Below are 16728 nucleotides of genomic sequence, written 5' to 3' on the forward strand. Positions count from 1 at the left end.
ATCTTAAAAACAATAAGAGAAAATGGTTATGACAGACAATGTACACGGTCAATCGATGAGCATTAAACGTACCATTGATGAGGCATACCTCATCGCTGAACGTGATGGTTTTGCGCTGTTAGATACCGATATTGATGAAAATCGGCTTAAAAGCACCCTTGATAATGACAGTTGCGGCGCGTTTGTCTGCTTTGAAGGACGGGTACGCAATCATAATAATGCCAGTAGCGTCAATCGTTTGACTTATTATGGTTATGAAGACCTTGCTATCAATCAAGGTCGCGCCATTATCGAAGAAGCCAAAAAGCGCTTTGAGATTACCCATGCCATTGCCATCCATCGTATCGGTGCATTAGAAATTGGTGATGTCGCTATTTGGGTTGGCGTCGTCTCAGCGCATCGCTATCCTGCCTTTGATGCTTGTCGCTGGATATTGGATACGATTAAAGCCGACATTCCAGTTTGGAAGCAAGAATATTACCAAGACGATTCCTCTAAGTGGCTTAGCAATAATGGGTAACAATGCGCTTCAAATGACTGCTTAAAGCGATAGCTAACCTTTAGCAATAACAGTGAGCGACACTGGCGAGCAATAATAAGAAGGCTTCATAATAATGATTAAAATAATAACAATATCATCAGCTTGCTTAGCGTTAATGCTAACTGCTTGTAGCAAAGAGCAAACCACTCAGCCAGTCCAATCAGATGTCGATAACACCACTGAGCAAAGTCAAACACTGCGCATCGCAGCGGCTGCCAACTTATCAGATGTATTGCCTGAGATTATTGCTGCTTATCAAGCGGATAAAACCCCGCCTGCACAAGCGATTGACGTGACTTATGCCTCTTCAGGTAAGTTATATGCGCAGATTACCTCTGGCGCACCTTACGATATATTTTTATCCGCCAATCAAGAATTCCCTGCCAAGCTTGCCAAAGAAAAACTAGATAACGCAAAATCTGCTGACGAAGCAACCCACGAGCCCTTTACTTATACCCAAGGTCAGCTGGCACTTTATAGTGTTAACAAATCCCTTAAAGGACTCAATAATACTACTTTAAATGCATTATTGATGTCTGAATCTGATAGCAAAATCACCATTGCCAATCCAGAACTCGCCCCTTATGGCAAGTCGGCACAAGCGTACCTGCAATCACAAAATATCTTTGACACTCTCACTGAGCAAAGTCGCATTATTCAAGCTGAAAATATCGGGCAAGCGTTTCAATATGCGCACACTGGTAATGTCGATTATGGCTTTATCGCTCAATCACAACTGACAGCGATTAAAGCCACGCCTGAGCAGTTCTATACGTTAGCGCCAGACGCTTATCCCCCTATTTTGCAAGACGGGTTGGTGATTAGTGACACTACTGCCGCGACCGATTTTTCAAACTATCTGCGCTCACCTACTGGACAGCAGTATTTTTCTGACGCAGGTTATCTCGCTATAGATTAAGACAACTTTGATAAAAAATGCGCTCTAGCGGTTCTCATCGGAGCGTTTGATACTGTCTGGACTGGCATCATAAATAGCCTCTAATTCTTCTGTTGTTAGATAGCACTCAACGATAGGAAACAATTCTCGTTCTTCAAAACGAATATGATCGTATAGCAAGGTGGCGAGTTTTTTGACTTGTCCAACGGTGACGTGATTGCTTTGAGATTGCGGCAAATCTTGAACCTCTGCCATGAGTGCATGCAGGGACTTGTGCTGCGCATCAAGTGTATTTAGTACCGCTGCCACCTCAGGTTTGGAGCTGCTATGAGGCTGTAAGGCATGAGCCATTAGATTGTCTTCAATCTGAAAATGCTGTTGCATCTCGTTAATATAAGACGTGATATTTAGCCAATGCTCGGCAATTGCGTTAGGTTCATCAGCACACTCTTTAGCATGGCGAGATAGATTCAGACCTAGATGATGTTGGCGAGATAATGGTTGTAATTGTGCGGCGCGTTTCATGATTAAGTACCTCAGTTAATCGACATAAAGCCCTATGTCAGTGGCATTTAAGGATGTTTATCTATGCTTAACTATATACTCATACTACACTTGTTAGGCGCTACTGTCTGGACAGGTGGTCATCTGATTTTGACCTTGGTGGTATTACCAAAAGCGCTATCATCCCGAAATATTGATGGTCTGATGCAATTTGAGCAGCTGTTTGAAAGGGTTGGGATGCCAGCTTTGATGCTGCAAATAATCACTGGACTTTGGATGGCCTACCAGTTATTACCCAACATTGCTGCATGGTTTAAACTTGATAATGATTTTAGTATTCTTATTAGTCTCAAATTACTATTATTGCTAATGACTGTTCTGGTTGCCCTGCACGCTCGTTTCTATCGAATACCCAGATTGTCTATTCACACCCTGAAAGGATTTTCAATCAATATCATATTGGTCACTTTGTTTTCTGTCGCCTTTGTTGTCGTTGGCACGCTCTTTCGCACAGGTTTAAATTAGGACGTGTCATCGTTTAGGTTATTGATACGTCCTAATATCTTATTGAATTCAACTACCTTAACATCTTCTTAACAGCGTACTGGTTACTGTAAGGCATTACACTCCTTACCATCCTGTTGAGAAGTACTTGTATGTCAATATCTCAAGCCGCCAAAATCGATGTACCCAAAGCCAATAAAAAAATCCGCTTCCTAAGCAAGCTCTATGATCGTGAGATCAATCTCAATCATCTGATCATAGTTGTTGCTCTGTACTTAGTAGCGACGGCGAATATTGGCTTTTTTGAGCAGTTACTCAGCGTTTATCCATTGAGCACAAACACGGGCTTTATTTTTTCCATCATAGGCTTATTATTTGGGCTGATGTGGTTGGTGTTGTCACTGCTGTGTTATCGCTCAACGGCAAAAGTAGTGCTCATCATAATGATGCTGATTGCAGCCATCTGTGGTTACTTTACCGACGCCTACGGGACGATATTTAATCGTGATATGCTCATTAACGGCTTACAAACTGATCAAGCAGAAGCCATGGGATTAATGGCGCCCAGTCTATTTATTCGCCTGTTTCTATTAGGTATAGTGCCTGCTTTCATGATTGGTAACATTCGTCTAAAGCGATTGTCTTGGCAACAAGCAACCCTTCAAAAATCAGTCACCCTATTATTATCTATTGTATTGATAGCGGTGTGTCTGGTGCCATTTGGTGACCAATACGCCAGCTTTTTTCGCCAGCACAAAATAGTCCGTAGTTATGTCAATCCTATTACTCCTGTTTATTCTGTCATCAAACTGGGTACTGATTATATCGCTGAGCGCCGTCGTCCCGATACGCTAATCCCTCATGCCACAGATGCAAAACGCAGCATTACTATTAACGCTAGCAACACTAGCAACAGCGCTGTAAAACCTAAGTTGATGGTATTTGTAGTAGGAGAAACCGTTCGTGCTGACCATATTGGCTTAAACGGTTATGCGCGCAACACCACGCCTTTGCTTTCAAAACAATCAGACATTTATAGCTTTAAAGACGCCTCGTCATGCGGCACATCCACCGCCTATTCAGTACCCTGCATGTTTAGCTACGCCAATAGAAAAACTTATGACCCTGATAGCGCTAGCTATAATGAAAACGTGCTCGATACGCTACATAAGCAAGGCGTCAATGTCGTTTGGCGAGACAATAACTCTAGCGCCAAAGGGGTGGCTGACCGCGTAACTTTTGAGGACTATAAAACAGCCGCGCTCAATCCAGACTGTGATATTGAGTGTCGAGACATAGGCATGCTTGATGGTTTTGATAAACTGGTTAAGTCAGGCAGCTCACAGAAAGAGACACCTAAAGCCACACTTATTTTGTTGCATCAAATGGGCAATCATGGACCCGCCTATTTTAAGCGTTACCCTAAAGATTTTGCAGAATATCAGCCCGTCTGTATGACCAATGAGCTATCAAAATGCGACAACCAGTCGGTTATCAATGGCTATGACAATGCCATTCGTTATACAGATTATTTTTTAAATAGCGTGATCGACACCTTAAAACCTTATGAGCAAGATTATGAGGTGGTGATGGTATATATTAGTGATCATGGAGAAAGTTTGGGCGAAAACAATATTTACTTGCATGGTCTGCCATACGCTATTGCGCCAAATGCTCAAAAGCACGTGCCAGTGATTATTTGGTCACCGAATGGCAACGGCATTGATAGCAGCACTATTGCTAACAGTAGCCTAGCTAACATGATTGATCAGCCCGTATCACATGATTTTATTACGCCAACCTTGCTTCAGTTTTTTGGTATCACCACTGACGAAACCAAAGCAGCACCCACCTTTTTTAAAGTGACTAATTGAATTCTTTATCATCGCTCCGCCTTTTTAGGTAATAATACTCATGTACAAGATACTCATCATTGAAGACAATCCCGATATCGTCGCCAATATTTATGCTTTTTTTGAGCCGAAAGGCTTTGAGCTAGACAATGCCCATAATGGCATTAGTGGCTTAACGCTCGCATCGAATAATCGATATGACGTCATCTTGTTAGATGTCATGCTGCCGGGTATGGACGGCACTAAACTGTGCAAAAAGCTTAGGGAAGAGCTGCATGACAAAACGCCAGTATTGATGCTGACCGCTCGCGATACGATTTTAGATAAAGTGGCAGGATTCGATAGTGGCGCTGACGATTATCTGGTTAAGCCTTTCTCATTGGTGGAATTAGAATCTCGTATTAAGGCTCTCATACGCCGACATAAAGATGATCATTTTGAGCATGGTTTAACTGTTGGCACATTGTCTTTAAATCATAGTGAGCATACGATTACACGTGAAGGTAAGTCGCTAAAACTCACACCAACAGGCTTCAAAATACTACATACCTTGATGAGTGCGGCGCCGCGCGTGGTTAGCAAAACCGAGCTGGAAGAAAAGGTATGGGGCGAAGATGTACCAAGCAGTGATGCACTGCGCACTCACATGCACGGGGTCCGTGCGCAGGTCGATAAGCCGTTCGATAAAATCATGATAGTCACGTTGCCCGGTGTCGGTTATCAGATTATTGATCCTGATAAAGCCTAAAAAATCATCGTCTGATGTCCTTATTTGACTCTCACTGTCTTTCATATCGCCTTTCACAACGAAGTAAATACCATGTTTAATATCGACTCCATCGCCAATAAGTTTCGACTCTCCTACTTGTTATTTGCCCTATTACTGTGTGCCACTTTCGTCAGTATTTTCATGTATGCCGAAGTCAGAATGGAGCAACAGCTGGTCAAAGCTCGCTTATTGCAACAGTTAGAGCTTAGCCAAGAAAAAGAAGGCGATCAGCCTATTTATACCGCTGAACCGGGTATTAAGATTTATCGCTTCGATAACGCACCGAGCAATCTGCAAAAACTGGCCACCCAAACCGTACAAGAGATGCCCGTCACTGTCACCACTAAAAATGGTCAATCGACAACAGAGTTACATTTCTTTAATTATAAAAAAGACAAAGAAAACTACATTTTAACCTACTTAGAAAACACTGAAATGGTGATGGGGAATTACCCTGTTTTGGCCATATTTGAGCATTTAGAAGACATATTTGCCAACGCCCTAAAAATAGCGGTCATTTTGAGCTTATTGATTGCAGTGATATTTTCATCGCTGTCCTCCAAGCAAATCATTAAACCTTTATTAGACTTAAAGCAAGCCGTAGAAACAGATCATCGCAACTTGACGGAATTGACGCATCTGCCCTCCGAGGTTGGCGTGTTAGCACGCGCAATCGATGAAAAAAACCACAAACTTGAGCAGTACCTCAAACGCGAACAGCTATTTACTGGTGATGTCAGTCACGAGCTGCGCACGCCTTTGACGATTATCATGGGGGCATCAGAGGTATTGTCCTCACAACTAGAAAGCGACCCTCACTTGAGCGCATTTGCCACTCGTATCAGTACGACCGCCAAAGAAACCTCGGAGATTATCAGCGCCTTATTATTGCTGTCTCGTGCTCCTGAAAAACTGGATGCACCGCCAACGTCTATCAATGACATCGCGTTAAATGAAGTACAGCGCTTAAATTACTTGCTTCGCCATAAGTCAGTCACCTGTAAAATAGTCGCAGAACAGCTGTATGTCGCACACGTACGACCTGAACTGCTAAAAATGGCACTGGGTAATTTGATAAAAAATGCGTTTCAGTACACCGATGAGGGTGAGGTCATCATCACTATCGATGCTGAAAAAATCACCGTCACTGATACTGGTCTAGGTATTCCTGAGGTGATGATGCCGCTGCTATATGAGAGATTTGAACGTCTAGAGCAGCAGTATAAAGACATCTCATTGGATACAGAATCGTCATTGGCAGCTGACGCCCATTATCCAGTAGAAGGCACAGGCTTGGGGCTCAGTATCGTACACCGCATCATGACACATATGGGCTGGCAGCTTACCCATAAAGTCAATCCGTTAGGTGGCAGTACCTTTATCATCAATTATCATTAGAGCAGATCTCTATTTTAAAAAAGCTTAACGTTTTCTTAATGCCTGCCCGCTTATACTTAGGGCATGTTGAACATTCGACCATGGTTAAATGGTTAACATTTATCGCATACCTTGATATTAATAGACTGTGAAGCATTTGACATGAATAAAGCAAATCCTATTAATTTTGAAAACCAGTCGGCCAGTCGGCCAGTCGTGGGGGTTTAAGCCCAATAGCAGGCAAAAAACAACTGCTACCTCATAGCTATGCCAGTGACGCCAAGGGTAAAACAGGATTTTACCGTATTATAAAAGCCGCTGGTTACTCTCTGGACGGCTTCAAAGCAGCTTACAAATTTGAGGCGGCTTTTCGACAAGTATTTTGGCTCAATCTCATATTATTCATGGCTATTATATTGTGCCCTTTCATTATCAGCGTCAAAATGCTACTGGTCGTTGCTTCTTTCTTATCATTAATCGTCGAACTCATTAACACGGGAATCGAAACCAGTGTCGATCACACATCGACCGCCAAGCATCCACTGGCAAAGATAGCCAAAGATGTTGGCTCTGCGGCGCAATTTTTGGCATTACTGCTGCTATTTATCTTGTGGATGATGGCATTATTGAGTATTGTATTTTGAAAACATATTCAGCCAATGGAGTCTGGCTTAAACTCCTATGTTTGACCATCATAGCGACACTGCTGTTTGAGCACAGCCAATTAGACATTCATATTAGCAAGCTTTTTTACACTAATGGACACTGGCTACTAGAAAAAGGCACACAACCTTTTGCCTTTATTTTTTATGACTTGCCTAAATTGCTACTCATCTTGCTTGGCATTTATCTCATAGGCGTTCTAATTCTGAGACATAAACAGGATTCAGACATCAATCTGGTAATAAAAAATGCTAAGTACGATAAACGGTGCACGCCTTTATCCACGCGTGAAATAGGTTATCTACTGCTTGTTTTAATTGCCGTTCCCAGTATGATTGCGCTACTCAAAGGTGTCACTCATGTCAGTTGCCCCAATCATTTAATACTGTTTGGTGGCGACCTGCCTTATCTAAATATTTGGCAAAATATAGTCGCTAACACGCCTGCCAAGTGCTTCCCAGCGGCTCATGCCAGTGCCGGATTTTCTCTATATGGCTTGGTCTTTTTACCCACTCTACATCAGTATCGCTATAGGATATTTGAAATAGTCACGGTCATAGGATGGACGATGGGACTGTATAAAATGCTGTTTGGTGATCACTTTTTTAGTCATACATTAGTATCGATGCTTCTGTCATTGACCATAACCTGCGCACTTGCAACGCTATTTTTTAAATACCCAGTAGCGAATAAAGCCAACAGTATCAATGCTAATAGCAAAAAACCTGATGCAGCAAGCTTTCAAAAATCGTCGAAAACCCAATCTTAGCTGTTAAATAATAGCCAAATTAACAATGATAGTCTTATAAAAATAAAGCTACTAAGCATTTGATAAGTAATGTATAAATAGTTATTGCTGACTGACTTAATATTGAGTAACAGCATGGATTGCGCTCATCGACGACGTTCTTTATTTATCAATAGCCCGCAAAGGAATGTAGCTATGAGCATCCTATCTTTTATTCTAAAAAAATCAAATATCTACCCTTTACTGACATTGGCACTGCCACTGACACTGCCATTATTAATAATAAGCGCTGCACATAGCAGCCATGCCGCCAGTTATACCATCAATCCTGCTGGCACCCATGTGCGCTTTGCCATTGAACGCTTCCAATCCCCTGCCACTGCGGGCGGCTTTTATAATGTCCAAGGTCAACTGCAATATGACTCAAGTTTAAAAACTGGCAATATCTCCTTGGTCATTCCGATCAGCTCTCTAAATACGGGAAATAAAGCATTTAACCAGACTTTGACAGGCCCTAGATTCTTTGATATGCAGCGCTTTCCGTTGGCACGCTTTGATTCTAACAAATGGTATTTTAGCCAAGACAAATCACGCCCAATGGTCACAAAAGTAGACGGTCATCTAACGATGCATGGTGAAACCCACCCTATTAGCTTAACAGCGACTAAGTTTGACTGTTATCTACACCCTACGCTCAAAAAAGATATTTGTGGTGGGGATTTTACGGCGATGATTGATCGCACCAAATGGAATATCGATAAATATGCGTGGTTTGGCGTCACTAAAAACCTTCATTTAAACATTCAGGTCGAGGCAACCAAACAGTAGCAGTCCTTATCAGCATTAATTTTATGACATTAATTTTTATAGCACTGCTTTTTTAGAGCCTATCCTCATTTTAAAAATGGGCTAAAAATAGCTAAACGTGCTGAGGCGGTACGGAATACGTGCCAACTACGTGAGCCACCATGTCGCGAGAGCCTTCAGAATAAAGCGCAACCTCGCCAACGATTAGTGTGCGCCCAACTTTCATCAACGTACACTCAGCGATAATACGTGCTTCTGCTGAGGGTTTGCGCAGGAAGTTAATGGTCAAACTCGTCGTCACCGTTAATGGCACAATACCTATTTTACCAAGTATCGCCACATAGAGAGCCACATCAGCGATGCTCATCAATACTGGTCCAGAGACCGTACCACCGGGACGCAATTCATTGATACCAATATCGTGTGATAAGGTCGAGCGATTGTCACCGACTGCCTCGATGACACATTTGGTTTGTGGAAATTCCAACGCCATAAAGGCGACAATTTCTTCTTTGGTTGCAGACATATCCCTTCCTTGGATTTTATTATCCTTAATCAATGCACCACTGGCGTACCTTCTGTACTAAATGCAAAGCCTTTATTGCTAAAATTACCGATCATCACCGCCTCAATGACAGGCTTGACCGTCTCATCTATCCCTTCGACTTCGATGATAAAGTTGGCACCCGATCCGCCTTTATCCTCTTCTTTTTCGACGATATAATTGAGCGTGGCCATTGCTGGAAGCTCAATCGGTTTGGTTAAATAGGGTTTTATAAAGGTTCCATCAGTGCCATAGTAGTCAATTTTATTGATATACAGTGATTTTTTTAGCGTGGTATTGCGTACACTCAAAGTCGCTGATAGCAATACTTTACGATTGTCTCTATCGGTGTAGATGTCAGAATAAATGGGCACATAAAAGGTTTGTTTATAGGCAAACTGGCTACGATCAACCGCTGTTGTCATCTCCAGCTCTTGAATAGGGTCTTGATGTTTTTCTGAATACAACACGTTCGGGTCTTGCGGCGTCTGATCACAGCCTGACAACAATGCCATCGTCGCAAGCAACAAGATGGATATAGTGCGCTTACTCATAAGTTTCCCCTTTGCCTTTTCATGTCACGGCTGTTGCAAATGTTTATTTGATGTTTACACCGACACTACGCAGAAACTCATTGATATGCTTGTTAGCACCGTAGATGACCAATACGTCTTTATCTTGCAATACTTGCTCAGGCTCAGCCAAACCTTTAATACTAGGCTTACTTTGCGTACGACCAAAGCTGTCTTCATAATACTCATAGCGCAGGGTACTAAGCAATCGAATATTGAACTTTTGCTCCAATTGCAAGTCATCAACAGTCTGACCAATCAACGACTTGGGAATGCTAATCTCTACCATACTGAAATGATCACTCAGCTCAAACGAGTCGACGAAATAACGTAGCGACAGCCGTTTGGCCCAGCGATTGGCCGCCTCTTTTTCAGGGTGAATAAGGTCGTCCACACCGATAGCTTGCAACACTTTTTCGTGCAGTGGATTGATACTGCGACTGATCAAACGTTTTGCTTTTAGGGTTTTAAATAATGCCGTCGCCATGACGTTTGCGCCTTGGTCTTCACCGATTGCAACAATAACGATATCGGTGTCGACAATCGGTAAACCGTTGACGGTATATTCATCCGTGGCATCCATACAGATGGTATGAGAGATGACTTCCTTATATGCCTCAACCTTTTGCATGCTACTGTCAATGGCAATCACTTCGTGCCCCTGACGGGTCAACGCCATGCCTAGCGATGAGCCAAAGTTCCCTAACCCTACGATGATATATTTCATAACCTTATTAACCTTTTTCAGTATTTTTTAATGATGAAATGGCTTATTTACGACCATTTAATTGATCGTGATTTCTTCAGTTGGATAGCGATAATTGCGCTGGCGTCTATTTTTAAGTAGGGCAATAAAGATGGTCAACATGCTGACACGCCCAACAAACATAATGACTGACACCACTATTTTGCTAAAATCTGATAACTCTGTCGTCAAATTCAAACTTAATCCCACCGTGCTGTAAGCTGAAAAGCACTCAAAAACCACCTTGATTAAATCAAGCTCCGGTTGATCGTAGCTGATGAGCGTCACCCCCATACCGATGACCAATAAAGACAGCCACATAATAGAAAATGCACGGCGAATCGAGATGTCAGCAATCTGGCGCTTAAAGACCTCAACATTGGTCTGACCACGTGCCAAACTCAAAGTGTTTAACAGTGCAATCGCAAACGTACTGGTTTTGATACCACCGCCCGTCGAATTTGGCGAAGCACCAATCCACATCAAAAATATCGTCAGCATGACTGTTGGAAAGGTCAGCTCACCCATATCAATCACATTGAATCCCGCGGTTCGCGGCGTGGCAGCAGTGAATAGCCCTGTGACAAGCTTACCGAAAAAGCTGCGATGGTCTGCCAGCACATTGTTATATTCAAATATCATCACACCGATGAGACCTACCAACAATAAAGCGCCCGTCGTAATCAAGGTTATGCGGCTATTAATATTGAGCAACCATGGTCGATAAATATAACGCTGATCATGGCGATAGATCAGGCGCTCGGCACGATCACGTAAATAACGCAGCACATTGACCACAATGACAAAACCCATGCCACCAAAGATAAAGGTCGTAGCGATAATCAGTTGTAATGGATAATTAAAACGTAGCGCGTCATCATACATGCCAGCGCTAAATGTAGAAAATCCAGCATTACAGAACGCAGAAATTGCATGGAAAACAGAGAAGAATAACTGCTCAGACCAATCCATATCTGGTATGTCATAAATACTGATATAAATGAGTGCCGCAGCCACTGCCTCAACAGCAAACGTCACATATAAGATAGATTTGAGGGTCGATACCACATCACCCATGCCGCGCATGTAAGACATCTCACTGATGCTCGCCTGCGTCTCATAACTGACACCGCCCTTAAAGAAATAACTAAAATACGTCACAAAGGTCAAAATACCCAAGCCGCCGATCTGTATCAGCCCCATGATAATGACTTGCCCAAAAGTTGTGAAATAAGTCGCCGTATCTACCACGATGAGACCAGTCACACAGACAGCACTGGTCGCGGTAAAGAGCGCATCAATGAAAGACAGCGGCTGCGTCGTTGCATTGGGCATCATCAGTAGCAATGCACCGACCAATACCAATGACAGGAAGCTTAAGATAAAAAACTGTGCAGGGTTTAGAAAGGTACGATTGAGATTAAAATCGTGGTCAGATATTTCACGAATAAAGGTCACAAAGACAGCAATTTTGATGGCAACGAAACCATCAACAGCGACCGACATCCCAGAACGCACCAAATCAGTGAAATGTGCTGCCAATAGGATAACAATCGCGATACTGGTCAGTAAGTCAAAGACCGCGACTTTATTTAGGGTCAGCGGCTTTTTGCTATAGATGTAACGACCTGCCGTCACAACAAATCCTAAAAAAATAATCGCCAGATAAAAAATATGGAAAACCTGTTGTAACCACATCGGCAGCGTGAAACCACTGTCTAATAAAGCAATGGCTACGCCGATAATACTAATGACAATCGTGACATTATTTAACAATCGATAACGCTTGGCTGCATGCATCGCCCTAATCCATGATAGGAATAACCACGATATTTATACTCCTTTTTTGTGTTACTCACAAAAACTGATTTGAGATAATCGTAACCAATTATGATGCCCTGTTGAACACTCATACCTAGCCATGCTGATTGCTAAAATGGCTGTAGATAAATCATAGATTGGCAGTGACGGTAATATTTATGTTTTAACGAGGTTTTGTGAGGTTGGATTAGATAAAAAATGATCACTGTGAGGGTCGCATAGTGACATTTTTAAATAGTAGCATTTCTATATAGCGACATTTTTACATGGCTACATTTTTGGATAGTTGCAGTGCAAACATATGCCCTAGTAAGTTCATTAGTTTATAGGTTGGCGTATTTATGAGCGCTATATCCCAATGGTCATCTTTACATGTCTTCTATCGATGTGGTCACCATTTTCACCCCGCCCCATGTTACCAAACCAACGCCCAGTGCGATCAATGAAGCACCCAGAAACAACCCTTCTGGCGGCATCTCACCCTGCAGAAAAATAGCCACTGGCACACCGACAACTGCGCCGACCGAGCCTAATAAACTTAATAAAACAGGACCGCCGGTTTTTTGTAATAAAAACAACAATAAGAATTGACCCGCAAATACGGCGGCTTGTATGCCAATCAGACCTAGCGGCAGCCAATCTATCGGCATATTGACTGAAAAATTAGGCAATACACTAAATGACAGCAGTAACAGCGACGCCGCGATTAGCATACCTGGCGCGAGTGCACTAGGCGACGCTTTATCAGGCCAGCGTAAGGTGCGATATATATTACCAATAGCCAATAATACTGGCCCGCAAAGCGCGATCAAAATCCAAAAAGTACTGGCGTCTGGCGTCGAAAACTTACGCACTGCCAATACTCCTGCGCCAAGAAGCGCCGCGGCCACACCCAAAGCACGGACGATATTAAATCGCTCCATCCGCAGTGCCAATGCGCCAAGATAAGTCAGCAATGGTGGAAGCGAGATAATGAGCGCGACGAAACCTGCACCCACATGTGGAATAGCCGAAAACAGTAGTAAATTAGAACCAGCAACACTGATGAGCGCGGCCACAAAATAGTATTCAAAGCTACGCGCATTTAAGGGAGGTAATTCGTGCCGTATTAATGCAACGATCAATAAAATAGCAGCAGCGCCCGTGATGGACCAAAAGAGAAATGCCAGTGGTGTAATACCTATCTCACCAGCATATTTTGCCAAATTGGTAGAAATACCAATCAGACCTCCTCCGCCTAACAAGCAAGCGAAAGGGATGAGCCATGTGCTGGTGTTGCGAGAAGCTTGCTGTTCTAAAGACTCACTCATCAACTATCCCATTGGATGGTGACGCTGATGACGATAGCGCATCAGACAAACCTAAATCTAAACCCTGTACCGCCTTATATGCTGCATCGATAGCACCAGCAATATAACCAGGGAACGCGTCTGACCATTCACTAGCACTGCCCGTTAGGCAGTTTTGCCATGCACCTGTATTTGGCTTGGCGTTCGGTGCGACAGCATGTTGACCTGCGCCACTGGCATCAGCAGGCGTCGCGGTCAATGAATCTTGCGCCCAGTCTTTCAGATATTCAGCCGTTGGCGTCTCTGCCTGTGCGCCAAATAAACGTACCAACTGCGCTCGGCAATGGGCTTTTAGCTCCATTTCTGAGACGCTTTGACGGACATGAGCAGGAACCCCAAAAAAGCCAAACAATGCACCTTCGCCCTCTACCAAGGACGCATCATGAATCTCAGTAAGTGGCCCTATTGCACTTCTCGCTGACCCTGATAATCCTTGATTGCGCCAAAAGGGTGAATCATAAACCGCCACATATTTGGCATGTGGCGCCATCCATGTCGCGGTCTCTTGCAACTCTGCCACCAAATCCTGCGGTAAAGTCGGTTCAAACTTGATGTTACTCGCCGCCAAACGAGGCGGTAGCGCAAGGAGCACATGCTGCGCGTGATAAGTAGTTATTTGATCAGCTGTCATCTGTTCAGCGCTGCTCTCGCTCTCTATGCTGATACAGCGCTCAGTCTTGATCACACGCTTTACGATTTGCCCCATGATAATGCGCGTAGGATTTAAACGCGCATACAGAGTGTTAATCAAGGATGCCATACCACCGACGAGACGCATAGACGGTGGCGAGCTTTGATAGCCTTGGGTACGGATAGGCAACTGATTGGCGGCACGTTCAACCATCATATCGCCGTCCTCGAACTGCGCAAAACGTGGTAAATTCAACTTTTCAATAAGACTGCTCAACTGCGGCTGATACTCTGGCCAAAACCAAGATGGCCCTAAGTCGAAGCCATCGTTTGATTTTTCATTATCGACACTGTGACTACTAGCATTCTGATCTACTGATGATTTCGCAACAGCGATGCGCCCGCCCAATCTATCACGCGCCTCAAGCAATATATAATCGATACCTTGTTGCTCTAACAAAAACGCTGCATATAAGCCACTCAAACCACCACCGATAATTGCAATAGGTAGGTTTTGCATAACAAATCATTCCTGCTTAGTTGAAGCTATTCAGTATCGAAGTTATTCAGCCAACAACTTGGTAAGCAGCTCGTCTATCTCAACCTTAAATTCTTTATCTTCAATCTTATTAGCCGTAATTTTAGCATTCTGTAGACTTTGAATAGCCGCTTCTTTGTTACCTGTCTCAAGCTGTAGTACCGCCATAGAAAAAGCAATCGACGACAGATGATCTTTTGAATTAATCGCAGTCGCTTTCGCTAAGGCCTTATCATAAATAACTAAGGCTTCGTCTAAATCTGCAGTAAAGTCAGCCAATGTTTCCCACTGTTCTGGATGGTCTTTATCGGTATTTTCATTATCATTACAAATGGCTTCTAATTCAGCATAAAACCCATCAAATGCTGCTTGATTGCCTATACGATCAGCTTCCAATAACTCTTCAGCTAAAGTATAAATTGCTTTATAAATTTTGGTATTAATCATTGCTCATAACCTTTTATGAATTAGGATCTATGGTACTTGTTTTTCAGCCAAGAGTACTTGGCAAATATTACTTAGTAAACAGTGCTTAGCTGGGATTATAACGCAATTCTACTAGCCAAAATGACTGACACAAAAAAAGGATGCGATAGTCGATATCACACCCTTTTTATTCATCAAACTACTAATTATTTTTTATCTGCCTAAAAGCTCATTATCTTGGTGGTTTGATCGACCATTAACGCTCCGATATCAGCAGGATCAGCAGCACTCACGCCGTCAATCAGTGCCGATTGGTCAATACCCTTACCCGGTAGATAAAGCGCACAAACCTCAACCTTGGTATTGGTATTCTTCATGACCATTTGCATCAAACCCTGTGGGCTCATATTTTTAGGCGGTTGTGCTGTGGTCACACTTTTGGGTGCGTCACGGAGCGCCATATCACCGGCTGGACCGCAGAGCAATACTCGAGTATTGGCACCTTGCTGCGCGGATTGCATAGTTAACACCATCGACATCAGCTGCACTTGAGCATCGTCTGATGTCACATTTATCAACACCGATGGCGTCGGTTTTTTATTCTCTGGAATGACGTCACTCTTTTGTGACATGGCATTGGTCGCTGTACAGCCAACCATCAGTGAGGCGGCGCTTATAGCAAGTACAGTAGCAACTATCCGTTTCATCATCTTCTCCATTTATCAACAATCATTAAAATCATCGTTATTAAATTATACACTAAAATATATTAACAAAAGGTATAATATTATTTATGATAAGAAAGTTATGATAAGAAAGTTATGATAAGAAATACAATCTGTGGCGTGTCCTCATTTTGAGAAGAAAAGAATACAGCACTGCGATCAACTCAGTTCGCGCCAGTGCAACCACAACCGCGTATCAAGCTCGAACTGATGATACTCAGGCTCCATATGGCAGCATAATTGATAAAAAGCTTTATTATGCTCATGCTCTTTAAAATGCGACAATTCATGCACGACAATCATGCGCAAAAACTCAGGCGGCGCTTCTTGAAATAAGCTGGCCACGGTGATGCTGTTGTGGGATTTTAGCTTACTGCCCTGTATGCGAGACTGGGTGGTATGAATACCTAGCGCATGTTTGAGGACCGTTAATTTACTGCTATAGCTGACATTCGATAACTGTCCCACTTTGCGCATATATTGGTTTTTTATCTCATTGATATACTGATAAAGCGCCTTATCACTTTTTATTTGGTGCTGAGTGGGATACTTTCTTTCTAGATATGCGCCCAATTTACCATCGCTAATCAGCAATGCCGCTTGGGTCTGCACTTGCTCAGAATAATGAGCGATATACTTTAATGTGGTCACAAACTTATCCTTTGCTAATATTTCGAAACTGATAATCCGAAACGTATCTTTATATATTTTACC

The 16728-nt window shown here is 42.9% G+C and carries 19 protein-coding genes; 9 read left to right on the forward strand and 10 right to left on the reverse strand.

The annotated features are described in order from the left end of the window. Window positions 1-28 precede the first annotated feature (28 nt). Together ACP69U_RS10850 and modA are read left to right on the forward strand one after the other, a co-directional pair. Window positions 29-520, forward strand: coding sequence for a molybdenum cofactor biosynthesis protein MoaE (locus tag ACP69U_RS10850; protein ID WP_109589626.1), 492 nt, complete (start codon window positions 29-31; stop codon window positions 518-520). Between the two features lie 94 nt (window positions 521-614). Continuing rightward, a complete protein-coding gene (modA, locus tag ACP69U_RS10855) occupies window positions 615-1460 on the forward strand; it encodes a molybdate ABC transporter substrate-binding protein (protein WP_426138532.1) in 846 nt (281 codons plus the stop codon). Window positions 1461-1484: 24 nt separating this feature from the next. On the opposite strand, the gene ACP69U_RS10860 is transcribed toward modA, so the two are convergent. Beyond that, window positions 1485-1964 carry a hemerythrin domain-containing protein gene (locus ACP69U_RS10860; protein ID WP_426138533.1) on the reverse strand — a complete coding sequence of 160 codons (480 nt, stop codon included), beginning with the start codon at window positions 1962-1964 and terminating at the stop codon, window positions 1485-1487. A gap of 63 nt (window positions 1965-2027) precedes the next feature. Here ACP69U_RS10860 and ACP69U_RS10865 point away from each other — a divergent pair, with 63 nt between their 5' ends. The 7 genes from ACP69U_RS10865 to ACP69U_RS10895 all read left to right on the forward strand — a co-directional run bounded on the left by ACP69U_RS10865 (window position 2028) and on the right by ACP69U_RS10895 (window position 8685). Then, complete coding sequence (locus ACP69U_RS10865; protein WP_055125096.1) at window positions 2028-2468, forward strand: CopD family protein; 441 nt, start codon at window positions 2028-2030, stop codon at window positions 2466-2468. 131 nt (window positions 2469-2599) lie between these two features. Further along, window positions 2600-4321, forward strand: coding sequence for a phosphoethanolamine transferase (locus ACP69U_RS10870; RefSeq protein WP_426138534.1), 1722 nt, complete (start codon window positions 2600-2602; stop codon window positions 4319-4321). Between the two features lie 40 nt (window positions 4322-4361). Then, on the forward strand, window positions 4362-5048 hold the full coding sequence (locus ACP69U_RS10875; RefSeq protein ID WP_193008708.1) for a response regulator transcription factor: 687 nt from the start codon (window positions 4362-4364) through the stop codon (window positions 5046-5048). Between the two features lie 72 nt (window positions 5049-5120). Continuing rightward, the gene (locus ACP69U_RS10880) at window positions 5121-6467 is read left to right on the forward strand and encodes a sensor histidine kinase (protein ID WP_426138535.1); all 1347 of its coding nucleotides are present in this window, start codon (window positions 5121-5123) and stop codon (window positions 6465-6467) included. Between the two features lie 230 nt (window positions 6468-6697). Beyond that, a complete protein-coding gene (locus ACP69U_RS10885) occupies window positions 6698-7090 on the forward strand; it encodes a diacylglycerol kinase (protein ID WP_426138554.1) in 393 nt (130 codons plus the stop codon). Next, a complete protein-coding gene (locus tag ACP69U_RS10890; RefSeq protein WP_426138536.1) occupies window positions 7087-7878 on the forward strand; it encodes a PAP2 family lipid A phosphatase in 792 nt (263 codons plus the stop codon). The genes ACP69U_RS10885 and ACP69U_RS10890 overlap by 4 nt, the downstream gene beginning before the upstream one ends. 174 nt (window positions 7879-8052) lie before the next feature. Next, a complete protein-coding gene (locus tag ACP69U_RS10895) occupies window positions 8053-8685 on the forward strand; it encodes a YceI family protein (RefSeq protein WP_426138537.1) in 633 nt (210 codons plus the stop codon). A 91-nt stretch (window positions 8686-8776) separates the two neighbouring features. Here the strand turns inward: ACP69U_RS10895 and ACP69U_RS10900 are convergent, their stop codons facing one another. From ACP69U_RS10900 to ACP69U_RS10940, 9 genes are all read right to left on the reverse strand, one after another. Continuing rightward, window positions 8777-9190, reverse strand: a complete 414-nt coding sequence (locus ACP69U_RS10900; RefSeq protein ID WP_045447171.1) for a PaaI family thioesterase — start codon at window positions 9188-9190, stop codon at window positions 8777-8779. A gap of 29 nt (window positions 9191-9219) precedes the next feature. Further along, complete coding sequence (locus ACP69U_RS10905) at window positions 9220-9762, reverse strand: DUF3124 domain-containing protein (protein WP_426138538.1); 543 nt, start codon at window positions 9760-9762, stop codon at window positions 9220-9222. A 43-nt stretch (window positions 9763-9805) separates the two neighbouring features. Continuing rightward, entirely contained in the window at window positions 9806-10507 is a 702-nt protein-coding gene (locus tag ACP69U_RS10910; protein WP_426138539.1) for a potassium channel family protein, read from the reverse strand. A gap of 57 nt (window positions 10508-10564) precedes the next feature. Further along, complete coding sequence (locus tag ACP69U_RS10915) at window positions 10565-12325, reverse strand: TrkH family potassium uptake protein (protein WP_426138540.1); 1761 nt, start codon at window positions 12323-12325, stop codon at window positions 10565-10567. A 389-nt stretch (window positions 12326-12714) separates the two neighbouring features. Continuing rightward, window positions 12715-13656: a DMT family transporter gene (locus ACP69U_RS10920; RefSeq protein ID WP_426138541.1), complete on the reverse strand. Its 942-nt coding sequence runs from the start codon at window positions 13654-13656 to the stop codon at window positions 12715-12717. Continuing rightward, window positions 13649-14845 carry a flavin monoamine oxidase family protein gene (locus ACP69U_RS10925; protein ID WP_426138542.1) on the reverse strand — a complete coding sequence of 399 codons (1197 nt, stop codon included), beginning with the start codon at window positions 14843-14845 and terminating at the stop codon, window positions 13649-13651. The genes ACP69U_RS10920 and ACP69U_RS10925 overlap by 8 nt, the downstream gene beginning before the upstream one ends. Window positions 14846-14887: 42 nt before the next feature. Next, window positions 14888-15310, reverse strand: coding sequence for a tetratricopeptide repeat protein (locus tag ACP69U_RS10930; RefSeq protein ID WP_372861598.1), 423 nt, complete (start codon window positions 15308-15310; stop codon window positions 14888-14890). Window positions 15311-15510: 200 nt separating this feature from the next. Continuing rightward, a complete protein-coding gene (locus ACP69U_RS10935; RefSeq protein ID WP_426138543.1) occupies window positions 15511-15996 on the reverse strand; it encodes a hypothetical protein in 486 nt (161 codons plus the stop codon). A 177-nt stretch (window positions 15997-16173) separates the two neighbouring features. Then, window positions 16174-16665, reverse strand: coding sequence for a YgjP-like metallopeptidase domain-containing protein (locus tag ACP69U_RS10940; RefSeq protein ID WP_426138544.1), 492 nt, complete (start codon window positions 16663-16665; stop codon window positions 16174-16176). Window positions 16666-16728 lie beyond the last annotated feature (63 nt).

It is taken from the genome of Psychrobacter sp. TWR1-1-1 (genome assembly GCF_049895865.1).
GTDB classification, from domain to species: Bacteria; Pseudomonadota; Gammaproteobacteria; order Pseudomonadales; family Moraxellaceae; genus Psychrobacter; species Psychrobacter immobilis_A.

Bases quoted from the DNA above. Each gene is read 5' to 3' on its own strand.
- ACP69U_RS10895 (WP_426138537.1), top strand. From the start codon at position 8,053: ATGAGCATCCTATCTTTTATTCTAAAAAAATCAAATATCTACCCTTTA.
- ACP69U_RS10860 (WP_426138533.1), bottom strand. From the start codon at position 1,964: ATGAAACGCGCCGCACAATTACAACCATTATCTCGCCAACATCATCTA.
- ACP69U_RS10915 (WP_426138540.1), bottom strand. From the start codon at position 12,325: ATGCATGCAGCCAAGCGTTATCGATTGTTAAATAATGTCACGATTGTC.
- ACP69U_RS10875 (WP_193008708.1), top strand. From the start codon at position 4,362: ATGTACAAGATACTCATCATTGAAGACAATCCCGATATCGTCGCCAAT.
- ACP69U_RS10905 (WP_426138538.1), bottom strand. From the start codon at position 9,762: ATGAGTAAGCGCACTATATCCATCTTGTTGCTTGCGACGATGGCATTG.
- ACP69U_RS10930 (WP_372861598.1), bottom strand. From the start codon at position 15,310: ATGATTAATACCAAAATTTATAAAGCAATTTATACTTTAGCTGAAGAG.
- ACP69U_RS10900 (WP_045447171.1), bottom strand. From the start codon at position 9,190: ATGTCTGCAACCAAAGAAGAAATTGTCGCCTTTATGGCGTTGGAATTT.
- ACP69U_RS10935 (WP_426138543.1), bottom strand. From the start codon at position 15,996: ATGAAACGGATAGTTGCTACTGTACTTGCTATAAGCGCCGCCTCACTG.
- modA (WP_426138532.1), top strand. From the start codon at position 615: ATGATTAAAATAATAACAATATCATCAGCTTGCTTAGCGTTAATGCTA.
- ACP69U_RS10880 (WP_426138535.1), top strand. From the start codon at position 5,121: ATGTTTAATATCGACTCCATCGCCAATAAGTTTCGACTCTCCTACTTG.
- ACP69U_RS10850 (WP_109589626.1), top strand. From the start codon at position 29: ATGACAGACAATGTACACGGTCAATCGATGAGCATTAAACGTACCATT.
- ACP69U_RS10925 (WP_426138542.1), bottom strand. From the start codon at position 14,845: ATGCAAAACCTACCTATTGCAATTATCGGTGGTGGTTTGAGTGGCTTA.
- ACP69U_RS10910 (WP_426138539.1), bottom strand. From the start codon at position 10,507: ATGAAATATATCATCGTAGGGTTAGGGAACTTTGGCTCATCGCTAGGC.
- ACP69U_RS10865 (WP_055125096.1), top strand. From the start codon at position 2,028: ATGCTTAACTATATACTCATACTACACTTGTTAGGCGCTACTGTCTGG.
- ACP69U_RS10870 (WP_426138534.1), top strand. From the start codon at position 2,600: ATGTCAATATCTCAAGCCGCCAAAATCGATGTACCCAAAGCCAATAAA.
- ACP69U_RS10920 (WP_426138541.1), bottom strand. From the start codon at position 13,656: ATGAGTGAGTCTTTAGAACAGCAAGCTTCTCGCAACACCAGCACATGG.